Below are 21,629 nucleotides of genomic sequence, written 5' to 3'. Positions count from 1 at the left end.
TATCGAGGACGCCCTACACTGGAGAGGCGTCCCGTGTCGCAAAAGCACGATATCGACAGACCGGCCGAGATCGAGATCCTCCCGCCCGAGAGCGAGAGCCGTCCCCGCTTCCGCTCGCGCACGCGCATATGGATCGGCGGGACCGACGGCGTGAAGGTCATCAAGGTCGGGCCGGTGGGCGCCGCTCTGCTGACGCTCGCCAGCGCTGTGATCCTCGCCATGGGGCTCATCTTCTTCGCCAGCGCTTTCATGGTGCTGCTGCCCATCGCGCTGGTCGTCGGGGCGATCGCCTATCTCACCGGCGCCGGCGGCAATCCTTTCCGCCGCGGCCACTGAGGCCAGATTCCGGCTTTGCGGAGCGGGCCGGCGCTGGTAGATAGGGCCATGGTCCTGCGCCGCAGCATACGAATTATTGGCCCGGCCCGCGCTCGAGCGTGACCAAGCTCGCGCGGCGACCGGGTTCTCGCGCCGTTCGTGGCGCCCTTCCGCTTGTTTTCCCTTCCCTTTCGCGCGCCGCCCCGGCTCGGGGCGCAGCCCGCGAGCGCAGCGGTTTCCGATAAGATGAACGAGAAGACCAAAGACAAGTCCCAAGAGGACAAAGGCCCCGATTTCTCCAAGAGCCTCTATCTGCCGCAGACGGATTTTCCGATGCGCGCCGGCCTGCCGCAGCGCGAGCCGGAAATCCTCGCGCGCTGGGAGAAGATCGGCCTCTACGCCAAGCTGCGCGAGAGAGCGAAGGGCCGGCCGAAATTCGTGCTGCATGACGGCCCGCCCTACGCCAATGGCAATATCCATATCGGCCATGCGCTGAACAAGATCCTCAAGGATCTCGTCACCCGCAGCCGGCAGATGGCCGGCAAGGACAGCAATTACGTCCCCGGCTGGGACTGCCATGGCCTGCCGATCGAATGGAAGATCGAGGAGGAGAACTACCGCTCCAAGGGCAAGAAGAAGCCCGATTTCGCCGACCCCAAAGCGATCGTCGCCTTCCGCCAGGAGTGCCGCGCCTATGCCGCGCATTGGCTCTCCGTGCAGCGCGAGGAGTTCGAGCGCCTCGGCGTCACTGGCGATTGGGCCAATCCCTACGCCACGATGAATTTCCCCGCCGAGGCGCATATCGCCCGCGAGCTGATGAAATTCGCCGAGAATGGATTGCTCTATCGCGGGTCGAAGCCGGTGATGTGGAGCGTGGTCGAGAAGACCGCGCTCGCGGAGGCGGAGGTGGAATACGAGGACCATGTCAGCGACACGGTGCATGTCGCTTTTCCGATCGCGAATTACGCACCTCAAGAAGGGCGTCTCGTTGCCTCTGTAAAAAGCGAGATCGACGACGCACAATGTGCATTGCGCTTGGCGAATCTGATCGAAGCAGGTAATCCGCCCTCGGTCGTGATCTGGACTACGACTCCATGGACCCTCCCGGGCAATCGTGCGATTTCGTTCTCACACAAAATCGAATATGGCCTCTATCGCATTACCGATGCTCCAGAGAATAATTGGGCAAAAGTAGGAGCGCGATACGTCCTCGCGAAAAAATTGGCCGACGATGTTTTCAAGTCCGCGAAAGTCGTGGCTTATGAACTTGAAGACACCGTTACCGCTGGTGTCCTTGCCGATTTGCTATGCAAGCATCCGCTCGCGCATTTGGGTTACGACTTCAAAGTGCCTCTCCTCGACGGCGACCACGTCACTGACGACACCGGAACGGGCTTCGTCCACACGGCGCCCGGCCATGGCCGCGAGGATTTCGACATTTGGATGGCGAGCGGGCGCATGCTCGCCGAGCGCGGCATCGACACGCGCATCCCTTATACGGTCGACGCCGACGGCTTCTACACCGATGAAGCGCCGGGTTTTCCCGGCAAGCGCGTGCTCACCGAGAAGGGCGACAAGGGCGACGCCAATGAGGCGGTGATTCAGGCGCTGGTCGCGGCGGGAAATCTCGTCGCGCGCGGGCGGCTGAAGCATCAATATCCGCATTCGTGGCGGTCGAAGAAGCCGGTCATCTTTCGCAACACGCCGCAATGGTTCATCGCGCTGGACAAGAAATTCACGCAGTCGAGCCCTCATCCTGAGGAGGCGCGAAGCGCCGTCTCGAAGGACGAGGGCTCGCCCCGCGGCCCATCCTTCGAGACGCCGGCTGCGCCGGCTCCTCAGGATGAGGTGGTTGGCGGCAATGCGCCCACGCTCCGCGACATCGCGCTCGACGAAATCTCCCGCACGCAATGGGTTCCCGCGGCGGGCGAGAATCGCATTCGCGGCATGATCGCCAATCGGCCGGATTGGGTGGTCTCGCGTCAGCGCGCTTGGGGCGTGCCGATCGCCGTTTTCGTGAAGAAGGGCGGCCACGACATTCTCGTCGATGCGCGCGTGAACGCCCGCATCGTGGACGCCTTCGAGAAGGAGGGCGCCGACGCCTGGTACGAGGAGGGCGCGGCGCAACGCTTCCTTTCGCCCGAATACGATCCCGCCGATTACGAGAAGATCGACGATGTTCTCGACGTGTGGTTCGATTCCGGCTCGACGCATTCCTTCACGCTGGAAGACCCGGTTCATTTTCCCGGCCTCGCGGGCATAAGGCGCAAGCGCGACGGCGGAGCCGATGAGGTGCTCTATCTCGAGGGCTCGGATCAGCATCGCGGCTGGTTCCATTCCTCGCTGCTGGAATCCTGCGGCACGCGCGGCCGCGCGCCCTATGACATCGTGCTGACGCATGGCTTCACGCTCGACGAGCACGGCCATAAAATGTCGAAGTCGAAAGGCAATGTGGTCGCGCCGCAAAAGGTCATCGCCGACGCCGGCGCCGATATTCTGCGCCTGTGGGTGGCGAGCGTCGATTACAGCGACGATCAGCGCATCGGGCCGGAAATCCTCAAAAGCGTCACCGATAATTACCGCAAGCTGCGCAACACCATCCGCTGGATGCTCGGCACGCTCGCGCATTATCGCGCGGAGGAGCGCGTCGCCTATGCCGATCTGCCGGAGCTCGAGCGGCTCGTGCTGCATCGTCTGTCGGAGCTCGGCGAGGAGGTCGCTGAGGCCTATGCCGAGTTCGATTACAAAAAGGTCGTCGCTCTGCTGACGCCTTTCCTCACCAGCGATCTCTCGGCCTTCTATTTCGACATTCGCAAGGACGCGCTCTATTGCGATCCGCCGTCGAGCGTGAAGCGCAAAGCGGCGCTGACCGTGGTGGAGGAAGTGTTCCGCGCGGTGACTTTGTGGCTCGCGCCCGTCCTCGCCTTCACGGCGGAGGAGGCCTGGCTCTCGCGCTATCCCGATGCGGCCTCCGTGCATCTCGAGACCTTCCCCGATCTGCCCGCGTCCTGGCGCGACGCGGCGCTGGCGGAAAAATGGGAGAAGCTGCGCGCCATCCGCTCCGTCGTGACCGGCGCGCTGGAGATAGAGCGCGCGCAAAAGCGCATCGGCTCGTCGCTGGAGGCGGCGCCGCTCGTCCATGTGGCGGACGCCGATCTGCGCGCGGCGCTCACGGGCGTGGACTTCGCGGAAATCTGCATCGTGTCGGATATAGCGATCGACGCGAGCGAAGGGCCGGCCGAGGCCTTCCGCCTGCCCGAGGTCGCGGGCGTCGCCGTGGTTCCGCGGCGGGCTTCGGGCGTCAAATGCGCCCGCTCCTGGAAATATTTCGACCCCGCGACGGCGCAGGCCGATTATCCCGGCGTCACCCCCCGCGACGCGCAGGCGCTGCGGGAGCTGACGGCGGCGGGCAAATGGCCGGCGTAAGGGTTTCTTCGTCCCTGGCCGCTAGCCTCGATCCACATGCGCGCGCCTTCTCCCACGCGGGGGCGAAGGCGCGCGCAAATCGGCTCGGCCGGGGAGAGACGAAGTGAGGGTTCCTGTCGCCTTCCTCGCCGAGAGGATCGCTGATTTGTCGGTCGGCCTCTTCCTGCTCGCTTGTCTTACGGCGCCGGCCTCCGCCGCTCCGATCTGCCGCCTCGTCGTCGAGGCGGAATCCGGCGCTACGCTCGTGCGGGAAGGCGCCGGATGCGAGCGGCGCAACAGCCCGGCCTCGACTTTCAAGATACCGCTCGCGCTCATCGGTTATGAGGCCGGCCTTCTCATCGACGCGCATTCGCCTGCTTTGGCTTACAAAGAAAAATATGCAGCTTGGCGCGAGAGCTGGAAAACGACGATCGACCCGACGAGCTGGCTGAGCGAATCCGTCGTCTGGTATTCGCAGGAGCTCGCCGAGCGGCTCGGAGCCGCACGTTTCCGCGAGGCGATCGACCGGCTCGGCTATGGCAATCGCGATGTCTCCGGCGATCCTGGCCGCGACAACGGCCTCACCCATGCATGGCTCAGCTCGTCTCTGGCGATCTCGCCCGATGAGCAGGTCGCTTTTCTACGCAGGCTGCTCGACTATCGCCTTCCGTTCTCGAAACGCGCGATCGACCAGACGGTCGCGATCATTCCGAGCTTTCCGCTCGCCGACGGCTGGCTCGCGCGCGGCAAGACCGGAACTGGAACGCCGACGGGTCCACACGGCCGGCGCGCCGATCGCCAATTCGGCTGGTTCATCGGGTGGGCGGAGAAAGGCGGCCGCAAAATCCTCTTTGCCGAGCTCATCGATGAGGCGGCGAAAAGCGAAGAGCCGGCCGGGTTTCGCGCGCGGGCCGACATGCTCGATTTCTTGCCACGACTCGTGGCGACGCGATCCTTCGGAGCGACGAAGTGAAGGTTCTCGCCGCCTTCCTCGCCAACACCATCGCCAATTTCCTCATCGGCCTGCTGGTGGCGAAATTCCTCGGGCCGGAGGAATATGGCCGCTTCGCGCTGGCTTTCGCGATCGGCGTCGTCATTCAGACCGGCGCTTTCGATTGGATGCGCCTCTCGGCGACGCGCTTTTATTCGACGCGCGTGCGCGAGGCGGAGCCCGCCATTCGCTCGACGCTCGATTTCGCCTATCTCGCGACCACGGCGGCGGTCATCGTCGTCGGCGGGCTGTTTCTCTTCATCGCGCCGCCCTTCGCGCTCGGCGATACGCTTATCGCTCTGGCGCTGGCGACGGCGGCGATCAATGGGCTCTTCGACTATTCCACGGCGCTGCTGCGCGCGCGCTTCGAGGACAAGAGCTATAGCCGCGTCGTTCTCGCCAAGAATATTCTGGCGCTCGCTCTCACCGGCGGCGGCGCCTTCCTCTTTCATTCGGCCGGAATGGCCATCGCCGGCAGCCTCGCCAGCCTGCTCGGCGCCGTCTTCACCGCGCGCGTCTCGCTGAAGGACCCCGGCGCCTCGCCGCGCGGCGCGCGCATGGCGACGGCGCGCACGCTCGTCGCCTATAGCGCGCCCATCGTCGCGGCGAACATGCTCTATCAATCCGTGCCGCTGGCGGCGCGGGCGCTCGTCACCGCCTATTACGGCTTCGCCGAGACCGGGCAATTCTCGCTCGCCTATGATCTCGGCATTCGCGCCATTTTCGCCATGGGCTCGGCGCTGGACGTGCTGCTGTTCCAGATCGCCGTCGCCGCCCATGAGCGGCACGGCGCCGAGAAGGGCAAGGAGCAGATCGCCCGCAATATGACGATCGTCGCGGCCTTTCTGCTGCCCGCCTGCGCCGGCATATGGCTCACAATGCCCTCGATCGAGGCGCTGATCGTGCCGCCGCAATTTCGTGGGCCGTTCGGCCATTATCTCGATCTTCTGCTGCCCGGCCTCTTCGCCATGGGGCTGATTCAATTCGCCGTCAATCCGGTATTCCAGATCGAGAAGAAGACGGCGCCGCTCATCGGCGCGGCCTCGGTCGCGGTGGTCGCGGGCCTCGTCCTCGCCTTTGTCATCCCGCGCGGCGCGGACGCCTCCAGCCTCGCGCTCGCCCAATGCCTCGCCTATGTGGCGGCGCTGGCGGCGCTGGTGCTGTTCGCGGCGCGCACCTCGCCGCAATGGCCGCGCGTACGCGACATGCTGGGCGCGCTGGCGGCGACGGGGGCGATGATTGCGGCGCTGCATCCGCTCGCCGGCCTCGAGCCCGGCATTCTCACCCTGCTGATGCAGGTCGGGGTCGGCGGCTTCGTCTATTGCGGCGCAGTGCTGGCCCTCGACATAGCCGGGCTGCGCGGCCTCGCGTTCTCCCGCGTCGGCCCCATATTGGCCAGAGCTCGGGCCGCGCTATAAATTGGCGCGAGGCGGGCGCGCATCGCCCGGGACGAGAAGGCGGCGCAGCCGGGGGAGAAGTGACGAGATGGTGCTGCCGCTACATGACGACGCGCCGCTGCATTATGTGCGGCGGCCTTACGTCAATTGGACGCTGATGGCGATCAACATCTTCGTCTTCGTCGCCGTGTTCAGCGAATCTTTCGGCGATCCGCTCACTGTGGTGCGGGGCTTCGGCCTCATACCGGCGGTGCTGTTCGGCCGCGCCGAGCTCGCCCACTGGATCGTCACGCCCGGCCCCGAATGGACGTTGCTGACCAGCCTCTTCTTCCATTCCGGGCTCGGCCATCTCGCGGGAAACATGATCTTTCTCTATGTCTTCGGCGATAATGTCGAGGACGCCATGGGGTCCGCCGGCTATCTCGTCTTCTATCTGCTCTGCGGCGTCTCGGCCGCCATGCTGTTCGCTGTGGGCGCGCCGCTCACCATCACGCCGCTCGTCGGCGCTTCCGGGGCGATCTCGGGCGTCTGCGCCGCCTTCATCCTGCTCTATCCGCGCTCGACCATTTTCGGCCTCGTCGCCGGGATCATCCCCATCCATGCGCCCGCCTCGCTCTTCGTCGGCACATGGATTCTCTTTCAGCTGTTCAACGCCTTCACCGACGATCAGGGCCAGGTCGGCTGGTGGGCGCATATCGGCGGCATATTGGCCGGGCTCATTCTGACGCCGCTGTTCAAGCGGCGCGACGTGCAATGGTTCGGCCCACGGCCTTTCCACCATGGCCCCTGGGGCTGAGCCGATCGGCGATGATGACCCGGCCGACCGTCCTGCTGCTGACCGCGACCGTCGATCCGGGCGCTTACGCCGCCGAGATCGCGCGGCGCGACCTCGAGGTGAGAAAAAGCGACTATCGGAACGCGTTGCGGTTTTTCATGCGACTGCCGGACGCGCGCATTTCGGGCGTCGTGTTCTGCGAGAATTCCGGCGCGGATCTCGCTTTTCTGGACGCGGACGCGCTTCGTCGCGAGACCGGGCGGCCACTCGAGATCATCGGCTTCGATGGCAATCGCCGGCCGGAGGGCCTCCATTACGGCTATTCGGAGCTCGGAATCGTCGATCACGCCTGCCGGCATAGCCGCTTGCTCGCGCAGAGCGAGCGCTTTTTCAAAGTCACCGGCAGGCTGACCTTCGAGCGGCTCTCCGCGCTGATGGACCATCTGCCGGAGGATCGCCGCTTCGCTGCCGATTTCCGCCGCGCCTATTCCAGAGAAGGCGGCGCGCCTTTGCGGGCGCGCACCGAATTGATGCTCTTCGCCAAGGATTTCTACCTCGAGCATTTCTTCGAGCGGCGCGACGAGATGATCGCGCCTCCCCTGGTGCTGGAGGAATTCGTCGCGCGCGTGATCGCGCCGCTGCGCGGCCGGCGGGGAGAGGGTGGCCTGACGCTGCGCTGGCCGATCGAATGCCCGGCCGCCGGCCACGCCGCGCGGGACGATTCCGCCTATGACTCCACGCCCATTCGCGCCAAGCGCCGCCTGCGCGCGCTGGCCCGCGTCGCCGCCCCTTGGCTGTGGATTTGAGCCATGATTTTCGGAAGGCCGCCTCTGCGGCCGCGCTTCGCGCCGGCCGATCGCCCACGGCGCCGGAGGTTTCGGCCGGCGCGGGTTTGACAGGGCGGCGAGCCGAGGCTACCAGAACGTCTTCCGAGCTTTCCGCGCGCGCCTCGCGCCGCGCGGCGCTAATTCGTTCTCGACGCGGCGCTCGAAAAAGCCGATCGGGGCCTTTCGGCCACAGAGCGCGATTTTTTCGAAACAATCGAGACGAAGGTCAATCTCGCCGGGAGTTGCGCGATGAAGGTTCTCGTGCCCGTCAAACGGGTCGTCGACTACAATGTGAAGATCAGGGTGAAGCCGGACGGTTCGGGCGTCGACGTCGCCAATGTGAAATTTTCGATGAATCCTTTCGACGAGATCGCCGTCGAGGAGGCCATTCGCCTGAAGGAGGCCGGCAAGGCGACGGAAGTCGTGCTCGTCACCATCGGCCCGGCCAAGGCGGACGAGACTCTGCGCGCCGGATTGGCCATCGGCGCCGACCGCGGCATTCACGTCAAGACCGACGAGCTGGTGGAGCCGCTGGCGGTCGCCAAGATTCTGGCCAAGATCGTCGCCGATGAGGCTCCCGGCCTCGTCATTCTCGGCAAGCAGGCGATCGACGACGACAGCAATCAGACCGGCCAGATGCTCGCCGCTCTGCTCGGCTGGGGCCAGGGCACCTTCGCCTCCAAGGTGGAGATCGTCGAGGGCTCCGTGGATGTGACGCGCGAGGTCGACGGCGGCCTGCAGACGGTGACGCTGAAGCTGCCGGCCGTGGTGACGACGGATCTGCGCCTCAACGAGCCGCGCTACGCCAGCCTGCCGAACATCATCAAGGCGAAGAAGAAAGAGGTCGCGGCCAAGACCCCGGCCGATTATGGCGTCGACATCACGCCGCGCCTCGAGGTGCTGAAGACGGCCGAGCCGCCGGCCCGCAAGGCCGGCATAAAGGTCGGCTCCGTCCCCGAATTGCTGGAAAAGCTCAAGACTGCGGGAGTTCTGTAAATGACGGCGCTCATCGTCGCGGAAGTCGCGGAGTCCGCGCTCGCCCCCTCCACCGCCAAGGCGCTGACGGCGGCGCTGCAGATCGGCGGCGGCGTTCATATTCTCGTCGCGGGCGAGAATGTCGGCCCGGCGGCCGAGGCCGCGGCCAAGCTCTCGGGCGTCGAGAAAGTGCTCGTCGCCGACAGTTCGGCCTATGGCCATCACCTGGCGGAGCCGCTGGCGGCGCTGATCGTCGGCCTCGCCGGCGGTTATGACGCCATTCTCGCGCCCTCCACCTCCAGCTCGAAGAATGTGCTGCCGCGCGTCGCCGCTCTGCTCGACGTGGCGCAGCTGTCGGACATCATCAAGGTCGTCTCCGCCGACACGTTCGAGCGGCCGATCTACGCCGGCAACGCCATTCAGACCGTGCGCTCCAAGGACGCGAAAAAGGTCATCACCGTGCGCACCGCCTCCTTCACGGCGACGGGCGAGGGCGGCTCCGCCTCGATCGAGGCGATCGGCGCGGGCTCCGATCCTTCGGTGTCGAGCTTCAAGAGCGAGGCGCTGGCCAAGTCGGAGCGGCCGGAGCTGACGGCGGCCAAGATCATAGTCTCGGGCGGCCGCGGCCTCGCGAGCTCGGAGAATTTCAAGGAATATATCGAGCCCGTGGCGACGCGCCTCGGCGCGGCCATCGGCGCCTCGCGCGCGGCGGTCGACGCCGGCTACGCCCCCAATGATCTGCAGGTCGGCCAGACCGGCAAGGTGGTGGCGCCGGACCTCTATGTCGCCGTCGGCATTTCCGGCGCGATCCAGCATCTCGCCGGCATGAAGGACTCCAAGGTCATCGTCGCGATCAACAAGGACGAGGAGGCGCCGATCTTCCAGGTGGCCGACTATGGCCTCGTCGCGGATCTCTTCCCGACCTTGAAGGAGCTCGACGCCGAGCTGGCCAAGGCCGGCCGCTGAGGCGTGGCTCGGCTTTCGCGCTCTCTCCCGAGGGAGCCACGAAGTCGTCTCATGGCCGGGCTCGTCCCGGCCATTCACGCCTGAGCGCTGCCGATTGTTGCAGAATTGCGCGTGCTGCGGTGCAAAACGCCGGTTTTCACAAAGGCCGAACGCGCGCTATACTGAATTGGAAGCGCTCCGCTTCTCGCTGGTGGTGTTCGAAAGATGGGCTCTGAAATTCGCAAGATCGGCATTGTCGGCGCCGGGCAGATGGGCAAGGGCATTGCCCAGGTCTGCGCGGTCGCGGGTTTCGATGTGGCGCTCAACGACCTCTCCGAGAGCCGCATCGACGCCGGCCTGGACGATATAGCGACGCATCTCGCCAAGGCGGTGGAGCGGGGCCAGATCGACGAGGAGGCCCGCAAGGCCGCCGTCGCCCGCATCCATCCGGCCAAGGATTACGCCGCTTTTTCGGACAGCGACCTCGTGATCGAGGCCGCCACCGAGAATGAGGAGGTCAAGCGCGGCATCCTCACCGAGCTCGGCCCCAAGCTGCGGCCGGGCGCCTTCATCGGCACCAACACCTCCTCCATCTCCATCACCCGTCTCGCCGCGGTGACGGGGCGGCCGGAGCAGTTCATCGGCATTCATTTCATGAATCCGGTGCCGAAGATGCAGCTCGTCGAGGTGATTCGCGGCATCGCCACCGAGGACAAGACCTTCGAGGCGGCCAAGCAGTTCATCGGCGAGCTCGGCAAGACGGTGACGGTGTCGGAGGATTTTCCGGCCTTCATCGTCAATCGCATTCTGCTGCCGATGATCAATGAGGCGATCTACACGCTCTATGAGGGCGTCGGCTCGGTGGAGGCGATCGACACGGCGATGAAGCTCGGCGCCAATCATCCGATGGGTCCGCTGCAGCTCGCCGATTTCATCGGCCTCGACGTCTGCCTCTCGGTGATGCAGGTGCTGCACGAGGGGCTGGCCGACTCCAAATATCGGCCCTGTCCGCTGCTGGTGAAATATGTCGAGGCCGGCTGGCTCGGCCGCAAGACGCAGCGCGGCTTCTACGATTACCGCAGCGGCACGCCGGTCCCGACGCGCTGAGGCGTGGACGAGAGCGTAGGATTTTCAGAACCCGAGCTGACTATGGGAGCCGAGGCGCACCAATTCCAGCGTTTCGGCATCAGGCTTGCGGTATATGAGCAATAGGTCGGGCCGAAGGTGGCAATCCCTGTGATCCTTCCATTCGCCGATCAATTCATGGTCGCGATATCGCGTCGGCAAAGGCTGATCCGCCGCCAGAAGGTCGACTGCATCCAAGAGCAGCCGATCGATTTTCTTGCCCAGCGCCCCTGACCGTTCGCGCCGATAATCCTGCCGGAAGCGCGAGGTATATTTAATCGCCCTCATTCAGGCTTCCGAGCAGGTTTTCGACGGCGCCGACCTCGACGAGCTCGCCACGGCGAGCGGCCTTCATAGCCTCGATCGTTTCGGCGTTCGGCACGAGCAGCTCGAACGGCAGCGCCTTGTCCGTCGCGATCCGCACCATCATGAGCCGGAAGGCGTCGGACACAGTCAAGCCGATGGTCGCCAGCACGGCGGCGGCTTCCTCTTTCACATGCTCGTCGATGCGCGCGCGGACGACGGTGTTGGTCATGGCTCGTCTCCTTGAGCCACAATGTAGCACAGCGGCGGCGGCCCTTCGATGGGAAACGCTGCTCAGGAGCCCGGTCAGGCCTGCGGCCTGCCGGGAATGACGCTCTCCGCCGCGTGTCTCGTGCGGCGCAGCCCGGCAGGAAACGCCCGCACGGCCAGCAGAGCGACCGTCGCGGCGGCGTAGAGCAGAGGCTCCGCTGGCCAGGACTTCACGATCAGCAGAAAATGCGCCGCCGCCAATATTGCGGCGACATAGACGAGACGATGCAGCCGCGCCCAGGCCTTGCCGCCGAGCCGGCGGATCGCGGCGTTATTGGAGGTCGCGGCCAGAGGGACGAGGATGACGAAAGCCGCCATGCCGATCGTCACATAAGGCCGCTTCACAATATCGCGGCCGATGGCGGTCCAGTCGAAGCCGTGATCCAGCGCGACATAGGCGGAAAGATGCAGCGCCGCATAATAGAAGGCGAGCAGCCCCAGCGCGCGGCGATAGCGCAAGAGATCGACGCCCGCTGCGCGGCGCAGCGGCGAGATCAGCAGGCACAGCAGCAGAAAGCGCAGCGACCAGAGCCCGAGCGCCTGCTCCAGCGTCTTGATCGGCTCCGGCCCCAGCCGGTCCTCGAGGCCGAGATAAAAGGTCCAGGTGGCCGGGATGAGGCCCGCGACATAGACGGCGAGCTTCGGAATGCGGAGAGCGGCGCGCATGTCAGAAATACCGCTCGAGGTCCATGCCGCCATAGAGCGAGGCGACCTGATCGGCGTAGCCATTATACATCAGCGTCGGCCGCCTTTTGGCGAAGAGCCCGCCCTCGCCGATGCGCCGCTCCGTCGCCTGGCTCCAGCGCGGATGGTCGACGTTCGGATTGACGTTGGAATAGAAGCCGTATTCGCGCGGATTTTGAATGTTCCAGGACGTCTTCGGCTGCGTCTCGGTGAGCGAGATGCGCACGATGGATTTGATGCCCTTGAAGCCATATTTCCACGGAACCACGAGCCGCAGCGGCGCGCCATTCTGATTGGGCAGCGTCTCGCCATAGAGGCCGGTGGCGAGAATTGTGAGCGGATGCAGCGCCTCGTCGAGCCGCAGCCCCTCGACATAGGGCCAGGGCAGTAGCTGCAGCAGGCCCTTTTGGCCGGGCATTTCCTCCGGCCGCACCAGAGTCTCGAAGGCGACATATTTGGCGGAGCCCAGAGGCTCGGCGCGCTTCAAAATCTCGGAGAGCTGCACGCCGATCCAGGGAATGACCATGGACCAGCCCTCGACGCAGCGCATGCGATAGACGCGCTCCTCCAGCGCGAGCGGCTTGATGAGGTCTTCGAGAAGAAAATCCGCCGGCTTGGCGACGAGCCCATCGATCCGCACCTTCCATGGCTTGGTGGTGAGCGTATGGGCGTTGTCGGCCGGATCGCTCTTGCGGCCGCCGAACTCGTAGAAATTATTATAGGCCAGCACATCCGCCCGCGGCGTCTTGGGCTCGTCGGTCGAGAAAGGGCTGCGCGTGGCGGCGAGCGGCGTCGCCTGAGCCGCGCCCGCGAAAGCGAGACCCGCGCCGAGGCCGGCGAGAAACTCGCGCCGCCGCAGATAGAGGGAGCGCGGCGTGATCTTAGATGGGGCGATATCGGGCGAATGACGAATCAGCATTTGCGCCTCGGGCAAAAAGAAAGAGCGGCCGGCCCGGATGGGTCCGCCGCTCCTATTTCGTCAGCCGGCGCGAGAGCGTTACGCCGCTCTCGGCCGCAGCGTCAGAGCGAGGCCGCGGGCAGGGCCTCGAGCCGCGCAATTCCGGCGCGCACCGCGGACTGCACCTTCTCGAAGGCGCGCACCTCGATCTGCCGCACGCGCTCGCGGGAGACGCCGAACTCCTCGGACAAATCCTCGAGCGTCACCGGATCGTCGGAGAGGCGGCGCGCCTCGAAGATGCGGCGCTCGCGCGGGTTGAGCACGGTCAGCGCGCCGCGCAGCGCGTCCAGCCGATTGTCGCTCTCCTCCTGATGCATGAGCACATGCTCCTGATCGGTGGAGGAATCGTCGACCAGCCAGTCCTGCCACTCGCCTTCGCCCTCTTCGCGCAACGGCGCGTTCAGCGAGGCGTCGCCGGCCATGCGGCGGTTCATCTCGATGACGTCCTGCTGCGAGACGCCGAGGCGGGTGGCGATCGTCGCGACATGCTCGGCCGTGAGATCGCCCTCCTCGAAGGCCGAAATCTTGCTCTTGGCCTTGCGGAGATTGAAGAACAGCTTCTTCTGGCTCGCGGTGGTGCCCATTTTCACGAGCGACCAGGAGCGCAGGATATATTCCTGGATCGAGGCGCGGATCCACCACATGGCGTAGGTGGCCAGCCGGAAGCCGCGGTCCGGCTCGAAGCGCTTGACCGCCTGCATCAGGCCGACATTGCCCTCGGACACGATCTCGCCGATCGGCAGGCCATAGCCGCGATAGCCCATGGCGATCTTGGCGACGAGCCGAAGGTGGGAGGTGACGAGCTTTTGCGCGGCCTGTGGGTCCTCGTGCTCGCGCCAGCGCTTTGCGAGCATATATTCTTCCTGCGGCTCCAGCATGGGGAACCGGCGGATCTCGGCGAGGTACCGCGCGAGGCCGCTTTCACCGGAGACGATGGGCAGGGCGTTCGCCATTTTCACCTCCTGACGGGCCCCCGATATGCGGCGAGCCCGTAATGCGCGACCGCAAGCGCCGGCCGCAACGCCTCAATATAGACTGATCCGAGCATGGCCGAAAGATGGCTCTTCGCTAAGCGCCAAATGGCCGCCGGGTTAAATTTCCGTAATATGCGTAGGGGCTTCGGCGCGCGCGTGACGATTATGAGACCTCGTCTCCACTACTTAGCGCGATGCGGCGCTACGTCACGCGCAGCGCCCTCGCCGGCTCAGACCGTCACGACGACCTTGCCGATCTGATCGTTCGACTCGAGAAAGCGATGCGCCTCGACGATCCGCTCCAGCGGAAAGCTGCGCGCGATGATGGGCCTGAGGCTCCCCGCCGCCAATCCGTCCAGAATGAAGCGTACGCCGCGCTCGCGCTTTTGCGGATCGAGCGTCACCGAGAACAGCGTGTAGCCGCGTAGCGTGAGCTGCTTGCGAATGGCGGCGAACAAGGGAAAAGGCGTCGGCTCGCTGGAAAGCGCGCCATAGAGAAAAATGGTTCCGCCGATAGCCGCGGCTTCGGCGAGCGCTTCGACGCCCGACCCGCCGATCGGATCGAAGACGAGACGCGCGCCTTTGCCTTCGGTGATGCTGCGCGTCTTTTCGACGAGGTCGTCGCTCTCGGTCACGACGACATGGCCCGCGCCCGCTTTCAGCAAAGCCTCACGCTTGGCGTTCTTGCGCGTGACGGCGATCGGCGTCGCGCCGGCGGCTCTGGCGATCTGTATAGCGGCGAGGCCGACGCTGCTCGACGCCGCGGTGACGATCACCCGATCGCCGGCGGAGACGCCGCCAATCTCGACCAGTGCGCCATAGGCGGTGAGATATTGCATCCAGATCGCCGCCGCCTCGCTCCAGGACAGCGATTTCGGGTGCTTCACCACCGCATGAGCGGGGACGATGGCGGCGTCGCCATAGACGCCATATTCGGTCATGGAGAAAGCCGGCAACGTGCTCACGGCGTCGCCGATGGAAAAGCCCGTCACGCCTTCGCCGATCGCCTCTATCTCGCCCGAGGCCTCATAGCCGAGCAGCGAGGGCAGGCGCGCCGCCTCTATATAGGCGCCGGAGCGGAACATGGATTCGGCGCGATTGAGGCCGATCGCGCGGACGCGCAGGCGAATCTCGCCGGCTTTCGGGGCGCGGAGCTCCATCTCGTCGATCTGGAGAACCTCCGGGCCGCCGAGACGATGAAAGCGAATGATGCGAGACATTTGCGGCTCCTTCGTTGATTGCCGCGTCGACGATAGCGATTTGTCCACGGAGCGAAAATTCGGCGAGCGCTCACAAGATCTGTGCGATAATTCCCCGATGGATTGGGAAGACCTCCGCTTTTTTCTGGTGCTGTCGCATTGCGGCTCGCTGTCCGCCGCGGCGCGCGAGCTCGATGTCGACCATGCGACGGTCGGGCGCCGCATCGCCGCTCTGGAGGCGTCGCTGGGGCTGCGGCTGATCGATCGTCTGCCGCGCAGCCGGCCGCTCACCGAAGATGGCGCGGCGATCGCCGCAGTGGCGGAACGAATGGAATCGCTCGCCGAAGACGTGCTGCTGCGCTCGCGCGGCGCAGCGCTGACGCTCACCGGCGCCGTTCGCATCTCCCTTCCGCCGGTGCTGGCGACGCTCTGCGTCGCGCCGCGCATAGGGGCGTTGCAGCGCCTTCATCCGCAATTGCGCGTGGTGCTGCTCGCCTCCGCCAGCTTCGCGGCGCTCGATCGCGGCGAGGCGGATATTGCGATCCGCATGAGCCGGCCGGAGGAGGAGAGCGCCGTCGCGCGGCGCGTCGGCGCCATGCGCTTCGGTCTCTACGCCAGCGCCGAGGTCGCGCGGCGGCCGGCGGAGGAATGGGAGTTCGTCGGCTTCGACGAATCGCTCGGCCATCTGGCGCAGCAGCGCTGGCTCCGCAAATTCGCCGGCGGGCGCAAAATCGTCTTCGAGGCCAATGATCTCTTCGCGCAGCAGGCCGCCGCCCGCGCCGGAGCAGGAGCGGCGGTTCTTCCCGATTTCATGGGCGACGACGATCCGGGGCTCGTCGGCTTGCCGATCGAGCCGCCGCCGCCCGAGCGCAATCTCTGGCTGATCGCCTATCCCGATCTGCGCCGCTCGGCGGCGGTTCGCGCGGTCATGGATTTTCTCGGCGATTGCATCGCCGCCGAGCCGCGCTTGCGGCCGTGAGGCGGAACGAAACACTCAGCCGGGTGGGGCGAGCCTCCAGAACTCCGCGGCGCCGGGCGGGAGCGTCGCCAGCAGGCGATCGAAAGCCGCCTCGTCCACGCAGGCGCGCAGAGCGCCGGCCACATCGACGATGGCGCTGTCGGGCGAAAAATTATGGTCGCGCCGCAAGGATCGGACTTCCTCCGTCAGCGCCGCTCGGGACGAGAATGGACGCGGCGGCTCTCCAATGTCCCAATCGGCGACGAATATCGCGCGCAGCACCGGAGGAAGCGCCCCGGCGAAGCGAATCGCATCGGAAACGTCGAGGCGTCGGCGGAATGTCAGCAGGACGCCCTGCGCCGTCGTATAGGCCTGATTGCGCGTCGTCAGCCCTGTGCGTTCGACGACGAGCCGCAGGAAGCGCTCGAACTCCTCTGAGGCGTGCTGATACTCCATCGGAATCGGCATGGCTCGTCGTCTCGTCGTAGCGGGTCAGCTCGCTTCGAGCGCCTTCTGCAAAGCCGTGAGGTCTTCCGGCAATTCGCTCTCGAACATCAGCTCCTCGCGCGTCACCGGATGGGTGAATCCGAGCGAGGCCGCGTGCAGCGCCTGGCGGCCGAGCGTCTCCACGGCGGCGCGGGCGGCGGGCGCGAGCAGGGCGGTCTTGGTCTTGAAGCCGGCGCCATAGGTGGCGTCGCCGATCAGCGGATGGCCGATATGGGCCATATGCACGCGGATCTGATGGGTGCGGCCGGTCTCCAGCTGGCAGGCCACGAGCGAAGCGGGTCCGAAGCTCTCGACCAGCTCCCAATGCGTCACCGCCTCGCGGCCGCGCTCCTCGGGCACGACGGCCATTTTCTCGCGCTGGGTCGAGTGGCGGCCGATGGGCGCCTCTATGACGCCGTGGCGGCGCTCCGGCGCGCCCCAGACGAAAGCGAGATATTCGCGCACCAGATGCAGCTTGCGGCCATGATCCTCGAAGAGGCGCGACAGGCCCTTATGCGCCGCGTCGGTCTTGGCGACGACCAGCAGGCCGGACGTGTCCTTGTCGATGCGATGCACGATGCCGGGCTTTTTGACGCCGCCTATGCCGGAGAGGCTGGCGCCGCAATGGGCGAGCAGGGCGTTGACCAGCGTTCCCGTCTCATGGCCATGGGCGGGATGCACCACGAGGCCGGCGGGCTTGTCGACGACCAGAAGATGCGCGTCCTCGAACACGACATTCAGCGGAATATTCTCGGGCTGCGGCTCGGCGGGCTCCGGCGGCGGCACGGCGAGGGTGACGGAATCGCCCGCGGCGAGGCGGCGGCTGGCGTCGCGCGCGGCGGCGGCGCCGATCGTCAGCCGTCCATCCTCGATCAGCGCTTTCAGCCGCGTGCGGGAGAGATGCGCGGCGACGAGCTCGGGCCGCTCGGCGAGGAAACGATCGAGCCTCGCCCCCGCCGCCTCCGGCGGAACCTCGAAGGAGAACAGAATATCGTCTTCCTCATCGACCAAAGCGATTTCTGCGACGCCCTCGCGCATGGATTTCCTTCTCATGCTGTCGGCGTGCTAACCAGCGCGCCTGTCCTCGTTTTCGTGCCGGAGCCCGACCATCTCGCTCGCCCCACCCACGCCGAATTGCGTCATCGTCGGCGGCGGGCCGGCCGGCCTCTTCGCCGCCGATCTGCTCGCGCGGCAGGGCGCGAGCGTGACCGTCTATGAGCGCAAGCCGAGCGTCGCCCGCAAATTTCTGATGGCCGGGCGCGGCGGCCTCAATATCACGCATAGCGAGCCGCTCGATAGGCTTATCGCCCGTTATGGCGAAGCCGCAGATTGGCTCGGCCCGATCATCCGCGCCTTTCCGCCGCAGCGCCTGCGCGACTATTGCGCCGAGCTGGGAGAGGAGACCTTCGTCGGCTCCAGCGGGCGCGTGTTTCCGAGGAGCTTCAAGGCCTCGCCTCTGTTGCGGGCGCTGCTCGGGCGGCTCTCCGCCAATGGCGTCCGCATAGAGACGCGCGCTTCTTTCGAGGGCTTTGCGGAGAGCGGCGCATTGCTGATCGCGGGTGCGAGCGGCGAGCGCCGCGAGATCGCGGCGGACGTCACGATTCTGGCGCTCGGCGGCGCCTCCTGGCCGCGGCTCGGCGCCGATGGCGGCTGGGTCGAGACGCTGCGGGCGAAGGGCGTCGAGATCGCGCCGCTCCTTCCCGCCAATTGCGCCGTCGTCATCGATTGGCCGGCCGATTTCGCAAAGGCTTTCGAGGGGACGCCGCTGAAGACGATCGCTCTGCGCCATGGCGAGGCGCGCAGTCTCGGCGATATCGTCGTCACGCGCACGGGGCTCGAAGGCGGTCCCGTCTATGCGCTCGCCTCCACGCTCGGACGCGCGCTCGCGCGAGGCGAGGGCGCCGCATTGCACATCGATCTGCGGCCCAGCAGCACGACGGAAGCGCTCGCGCAAAGGCTGGCGCGCCCGCGCGAAAAGCAATCGTTCGCGACCTTTCTGCGCAAGACGCTGCGGCTGACCAAATCGGAGATCGCGCTGCTGCGCCTCTCCGGCCCATTGCCCAATGAGGCCGAAGCGCTCGCCGAGCGCGTGAAAAATCTGCCGCTCGCCATTGCCGCGACGGCGGGCCTCGAGCGGGCGATCTCCACTGCCGGCGGGGTGCGCTTCGCGGCGCTCGACGACGATCTGATGCTGAAGACGCTTCCCGGCGTCTTCGTCGCCGGCGAGATGCTGGATTTCGATGCGCCCACCGGCGGCTATCTGCTTCAGGCGAGCTTTTCGAGCGCTTTCGTGGCGGCGCGCGGCGCCGCGCGGCGCCTCGGACTGGCGGAGCCGAAATGACGGCCTCCGGTCTTCAGCCGGCGTAGCACATCCTTTCTGCCGGAGCGGCCCGAGCGAGCGAATTTCGCCGAATCGACAAAAGTCGCAACTAAGCCCATTGCTTCTATAGGAATTATAATCTTTAATGGCAGGTAATGTTTCGCACGAGGGGGATCATTCCATGACGGCTGCGGCTGCAGAGGCGCTCATTTCGGCGCCGGAAACGATCACGACGACGGGAGAGCACCGCAACACCCAATCGCTTCTGCTGCCCGACGGCGGCCGCCCCAACTATGCGGTGAGCGTCGCGGCGGCGCTCGCCTATGCGCTGCTGCTGACGGCGGTGGTGAATTTCGCGCTGCCGCACACGGAGCCGACGACGGAAGAGCCGCTCGAGCTCGTCGTCGTGCCGAGCCCCGCGGTCGATCAGCCGCCGCCGGAGGAGATTCCGCAGCCCGAGGAGATCGACGACACGCCGCCGCCGCCCGAGGCGATCGAGCCTGTCGCGCCGATCGAGCCGCCGAAGCCGCCGGCGCCCAAGCCCGTTCCCAAAGTGGTGGAGAAAAAGCCGCCGACGCCGCGCCCCGCCACCGCCGCGCGCCAGGACGCCGCGCCGGCGCAGGCCGCGACGGCCAACGCCAATGCGCAGCAATCCATCGCCGCCAATCAATTCCTGTCCTGCATGCAGCGCTCGGCGCGCAACGCGGCGCCGGACGGGCCGATACCCAAGCACGGCCGCGTCGCCTATCGCGCGACATTCAGCGCCGGCGGCGCGATGACGGGATTCAACATCGTCTCCTCCTCCGGCAACGCCACGCTGGACGCCATAGCGACACGCGTCGGCTCGCGCTGCGGCTCGCTGCCGGCGATCGGACGCGTCTTCGCCGTCAGCGGCGGCGTCGTCTTCTGACGCGCCTTTGTTTGGCTGAGTATAGGCACCGACATGAGTGGTTCAGCAATCGACATGGCCGCAACGGACGGCGTCCACGCTCACTTCGTCGCTTCCGAGGGGCTACATTCCTCTCTGTTCGAGAGCGTCGACGTCCTCCAGTCGAGCGCCTCCATGCTCGACAAGCGGCGGCGCCGGTTGCCGGCCACGATCGGTTTCCTCGCGCGCTTTATCGGCCTGACCGGCGCGGCGTGGGGCCTTCTGCACTCGTCGCAAAGCGTCGCCGCCTCGAAGGAGTGGGACGCCGCGGAGTGGGGCGCCGCCAACCGGTTTTATGCGTGCCTTCGACATTCCGCCCGCCGCGCGGCCTACGATCCGGCGATTTCGGAGCATGGTCGTGTTGGTTTTCGCGTTGTGTTCGGGTCCACCGGAGCCCTGACGGCATTCAGCATCGTGTCGCCTTCTGGCAATTCGACGCTCGACGCGATCGCCGCTGTTATCGTCACGCGTTGCGGCGCCAATCTACGGTCGATCGGTCGTCCGTTCTTTATCAACGGCGGCGTCGTCTTCTGACGCCGCGCTCTCCACAATCTTCGCACGAGGACAGACAGAAAATGAGTGATCCAGCAATCGGCGCGGCTTCGGCCGCCGTCGCCCACGCCCTCTCACCGGTCGAGCTGTTTCTGCAGGCGGATTCGATCGTCAAGACCGTCATCGTGCTGCTGCTGCTCGCCTCGGCGTGGGGCTGGGCGGTGATCGCCGAGAAGCTCATCCGCCTGACGCTGCTGCATCGCCGCGCGACCGCGCTCATCGAGAGCGTTCAGAGCGATCTTCCGGTGACGGAGGTCGCGCCCGCCTTCCTCGCCGCGCCGGCCAGCGACCCTCTGGCGCAGGTCTACAAGGCCGCGGTGGAGGAGTATCAGCGCTCGTCCGATCTCGTCGCCTCAGAGGGTCAGCGCGACGCTCTGCAGGAGCGCGTGCATCGCGTCTCCGTGCTGGCCAGCGCCGCCGCGCTCGATCAGCTCCAGAAGCGTCTGCCGGGACTGGCCACCATCGGGGCCGTCGGGCCTTTCGTCGGCCTGTTCGGCACGGTTTGGGGCATTATGAACTCCTTCCAGGGCATCGCCGCCTCCAACAACACCAGCCTCGCCGTGGTCGCGCCCGGCATCGCCGAGGCGCTGTTCGCCACCGCGCTCGGCCTCGTCGCCGCTATTCCGGCGGTGGTCTTCTACAACCGCATCAGCGGCGACATCGGCGCTTACGGCAAGCGCGTGACCGCCTTCATCGGCGTCTTCGAGGTCGAGCTGTCCCGTCATCTGTCGCGCAAGGGAGAGCGTCATGGCCTTCGCGTTGCGTAAGCACGATTCCGAATTCGATTCCCAGCCGATCGCCGACATCAATGTCACGCCGCTCGTCGATGTGATGCTCGTCCTGCTCATCGTCTTCATGGTCGCCGCGCCGCTGATGACCTCCGGCATTCCGGTCGATCTGCCGAAGGTGCAGGCCAAGCAGCTCAACGATCAGAAGCCGCCGATCGTCGTCAGCGTCGATGCGGGCGGGGGCTTCTTCGTCGACAAGCGCGAGGTTCCGGCGGACGGTCTGCTCGCTGCGCTGAGCGACGGCAGCGACAACAACAAGGATCGCCGCATCCATGTGCGCGCCGACAAGACCGTGCCTTACGGCCGCGTCGTCGAGGCCATGGGCGCGATCAATTCCGCCGGCTACTCCAAGGTGGCGCTGGTCTCCGAGGCGCCGACGGGCGGCGCGAAATCCGCTTCGGCGCCGTGATCGCCTTCTCCCTCTCCCCGCACGCGGGAAGAGGGCCGGGGTGAG

23 protein-coding genes are annotated in these 21,629 nt (G+C 66.1%); 15 read left to right on the top strand and 8 right to left on the bottom strand.

The features are described from left to right. Positions 1–33 precede the first annotated feature (33 nt). From ACT53T_RS21360 to ACT53T_RS21320, 9 genes are all read left to right on the top strand, one after another. The gene (locus tag ACT53T_RS21360; protein WP_400770032.1) at positions 34–336 is read left to right on the top strand and encodes a hypothetical protein; all 303 of its coding nucleotides are present in this window, start codon (positions 34–36) and stop codon (positions 334–336) included. 225 nt (positions 337–561) lie between these two features. Next, the gene (gene ileS / locus ACT53T_RS21355; RefSeq protein ID WP_476162743.1) at positions 562–3,741 is read left to right on the top strand and encodes an isoleucine--tRNA ligase; all 3,180 of its coding nucleotides are present in this window, start codon (positions 562–564) and stop codon (positions 3,739–3,741) included. A gap of 136 nt (positions 3,742–3,877) precedes the next feature. Continuing rightward, the gene (gene blaOXA / locus ACT53T_RS21350) at positions 3,878–4,693 is read left to right on the top strand and encodes a class D beta-lactamase (RefSeq protein WP_476162832.1); all 816 of its coding nucleotides are present in this window, start codon (positions 3,878–3,880) and stop codon (positions 4,691–4,693) included. Beyond that, positions 4,690–6,129 carry a lipopolysaccharide biosynthesis protein gene (locus ACT53T_RS21345; protein ID WP_476162742.1) on the top strand — a complete coding sequence of 480 codons (1,440 nt, stop codon included), beginning with the start codon at positions 4,690–4,692 and terminating at the stop codon, positions 6,127–6,129. Before blaOXA ends, ACT53T_RS21345 begins: the two co-directional genes overlap by 4 nt. Before the next feature lie 67 nt (positions 6,130–6,196). After that, the gene (locus ACT53T_RS21340) at positions 6,197–6,904 is read left to right on the top strand and encodes a rhomboid family intramembrane serine protease (RefSeq protein WP_018267076.1); all 708 of its coding nucleotides are present in this window, start codon (positions 6,197–6,199) and stop codon (positions 6,902–6,904) included. Between the two features lie 11 nt (positions 6,905–6,915). Continuing rightward, positions 6,916–7,689, top strand: coding sequence for a hypothetical protein (locus ACT53T_RS21335; RefSeq protein ID WP_476162741.1), 774 nt, complete (start codon positions 6,916–6,918; stop codon positions 7,687–7,689). Between the two features lie 270 nt (positions 7,690–7,959). Then, positions 7,960–8,706 carry an electron transfer flavoprotein subunit beta/FixA family protein gene (locus ACT53T_RS21330; protein ID WP_476162740.1) on the top strand — a complete coding sequence of 249 codons (747 nt, stop codon included), beginning with the start codon at positions 7,960–7,962 and terminating at the stop codon, positions 8,704–8,706. Then, positions 8,707–9,651 (top strand): electron transfer flavoprotein subunit alpha/FixB family protein, encoded by a 945-nt coding sequence (locus ACT53T_RS21325; RefSeq protein WP_476162739.1) that lies wholly within the window; start codon positions 8,707–8,709, stop codon positions 9,649–9,651. A gap of 204 nt (positions 9,652–9,855) precedes the next feature. Next, positions 9,856–10,737, top strand: coding sequence for a 3-hydroxybutyryl-CoA dehydrogenase (locus tag ACT53T_RS21320; protein ID WP_018267072.1), 882 nt, complete (start codon positions 9,856–9,858; stop codon positions 10,735–10,737). Between the two features lie 24 nt (positions 10,738–10,761). Here the strand turns inward: ACT53T_RS21320 and ACT53T_RS21315 are convergent, their stop codons facing one another. The 6 genes from ACT53T_RS21315 to ACT53T_RS21290 form a co-directional block, all read right to left on the bottom strand. Beyond that, positions 10,762–11,043, bottom strand: coding sequence for a type II toxin-antitoxin system YafQ family toxin (locus tag ACT53T_RS21315; RefSeq protein ID WP_476162738.1), 282 nt, complete (start codon positions 11,041–11,043; stop codon positions 10,762–10,764). Then, positions 11,030–11,290, bottom strand: a complete 261-nt coding sequence (locus tag ACT53T_RS21310) for a type II toxin-antitoxin system RelB/DinJ family antitoxin (RefSeq protein WP_400770025.1) — start codon at positions 11,288–11,290, stop codon at positions 11,030–11,032. The genes ACT53T_RS21315 and ACT53T_RS21310 overlap by 14 nt, the downstream gene beginning before the upstream one ends. A 74-nt stretch (positions 11,291–11,364) precedes the next feature. After that, positions 11,365–11,994, bottom strand: coding sequence for a protein-methionine-sulfoxide reductase heme-binding subunit MsrQ (msrQ, locus tag ACT53T_RS21305; RefSeq protein ID WP_476162737.1), 630 nt, complete (start codon positions 11,992–11,994; stop codon positions 11,365–11,367). A gap of 1 nt (position 11,995) precedes the next feature. Next, entirely contained in the window at positions 11,996–12,931 is a 936-nt protein-coding gene (gene msrP, locus ACT53T_RS21300; protein WP_476162736.1) for a protein-methionine-sulfoxide reductase catalytic subunit MsrP, read from the bottom strand. 101 nt (positions 12,932–13,032) lie between these two features. Continuing rightward, positions 13,033–13,923, bottom strand: coding sequence for an RNA polymerase sigma factor RpoH (rpoH, locus tag ACT53T_RS21295; RefSeq protein WP_018267069.1), 891 nt, complete (start codon positions 13,921–13,923; stop codon positions 13,033–13,035). Between the two features lie 251 nt (positions 13,924–14,174). Next, positions 14,175–15,164 carry a zinc-dependent alcohol dehydrogenase family protein gene (locus ACT53T_RS21290; RefSeq protein WP_476162735.1) on the bottom strand — a complete coding sequence of 330 codons (990 nt, stop codon included), beginning with the start codon at positions 15,162–15,164 and terminating at the stop codon, positions 14,175–14,177. Positions 15,165–15,261: 97 nt separating this feature from the next. Between ACT53T_RS21290 and ACT53T_RS21285 the strand changes: the two genes are divergently transcribed. Next, complete coding sequence (locus ACT53T_RS21285; RefSeq protein WP_476162734.1) at positions 15,262–16,122, top strand: LysR family transcriptional regulator; 861 nt, start codon at positions 15,262–15,264, stop codon at positions 16,120–16,122. A gap of 15 nt (positions 16,123–16,137) precedes the next feature. Here ACT53T_RS21285 and ACT53T_RS21280 read toward each other — a convergent pair whose 3' ends face one another. Together ACT53T_RS21280 and ACT53T_RS21275 are read right to left on the bottom strand one after the other, a co-directional pair. Then, on the bottom strand, positions 16,138–16,569 hold the full coding sequence (locus ACT53T_RS21280) for a DUF2267 domain-containing protein (RefSeq protein ID WP_476162733.1): 432 nt from the start codon (positions 16,567–16,569) through the stop codon (positions 16,138–16,140). 24 nt (positions 16,570–16,593) lie between these two features. Beyond that, the gene (locus ACT53T_RS21275) at positions 16,594–17,625 is read right to left on the bottom strand and encodes an RluA family pseudouridine synthase (protein WP_476162732.1); all 1,032 of its coding nucleotides are present in this window, start codon (positions 17,623–17,625) and stop codon (positions 16,594–16,596) included. A 40-nt stretch (positions 17,626–17,665) separates the two neighbouring features. On the opposite strand from ACT53T_RS21275, the gene ACT53T_RS21270 reads away from it, so the two are divergent. The 5 genes from ACT53T_RS21270 to tolR all read left to right on the top strand — a co-directional run bounded on the left by ACT53T_RS21270 (position 17,666) and on the right by tolR (position 21,584). Beyond that, positions 17,666–18,928, top strand: a complete 1,263-nt coding sequence (locus ACT53T_RS21270; protein ID WP_476162831.1) for a BaiN/RdsA family NAD(P)/FAD-dependent oxidoreductase — start codon at positions 17,666–17,668, stop codon at positions 18,926–18,928. Positions 18,929–19,088: 160 nt separating this feature from the next. Beyond that, entirely contained in the window at positions 19,089–19,817 is a 729-nt protein-coding gene (locus tag ACT53T_RS21265; protein WP_476162731.1) for an energy transducer TonB, read from the top strand. 54 nt (positions 19,818–19,871) lie between these two features. Next, a complete protein-coding gene (locus ACT53T_RS21260; protein ID WP_476162730.1) occupies positions 19,872–20,369 on the top strand; it encodes a hypothetical protein in 498 nt (165 codons plus the stop codon). Positions 20,370–20,410: 41 nt separating this feature from the next. After that, a complete protein-coding gene (locus tag ACT53T_RS21255; protein WP_476162729.1) occupies positions 20,411–21,154 on the top strand; it encodes a MotA/TolQ/ExbB proton channel family protein in 744 nt (247 codons plus the stop codon). Next, on the top strand, positions 21,135–21,584 hold the full coding sequence (gene tolR, locus ACT53T_RS21250) for a protein TolR (RefSeq protein ID WP_018267061.1): 450 nt from the start codon (positions 21,135–21,137) through the stop codon (positions 21,582–21,584). The genes ACT53T_RS21255 and tolR overlap by 20 nt, the downstream gene beginning before the upstream one ends. Positions 21,585–21,629 lie beyond the last annotated feature (45 nt).

The sequence above is a fragment of the Methylosinus sp. DMC45 genome (genome assembly GCF_056313885.1).
Note: the sequence above shows the minus strand (reverse complement) of the source record. Positions and strands in the feature narration are given on the sequence as shown.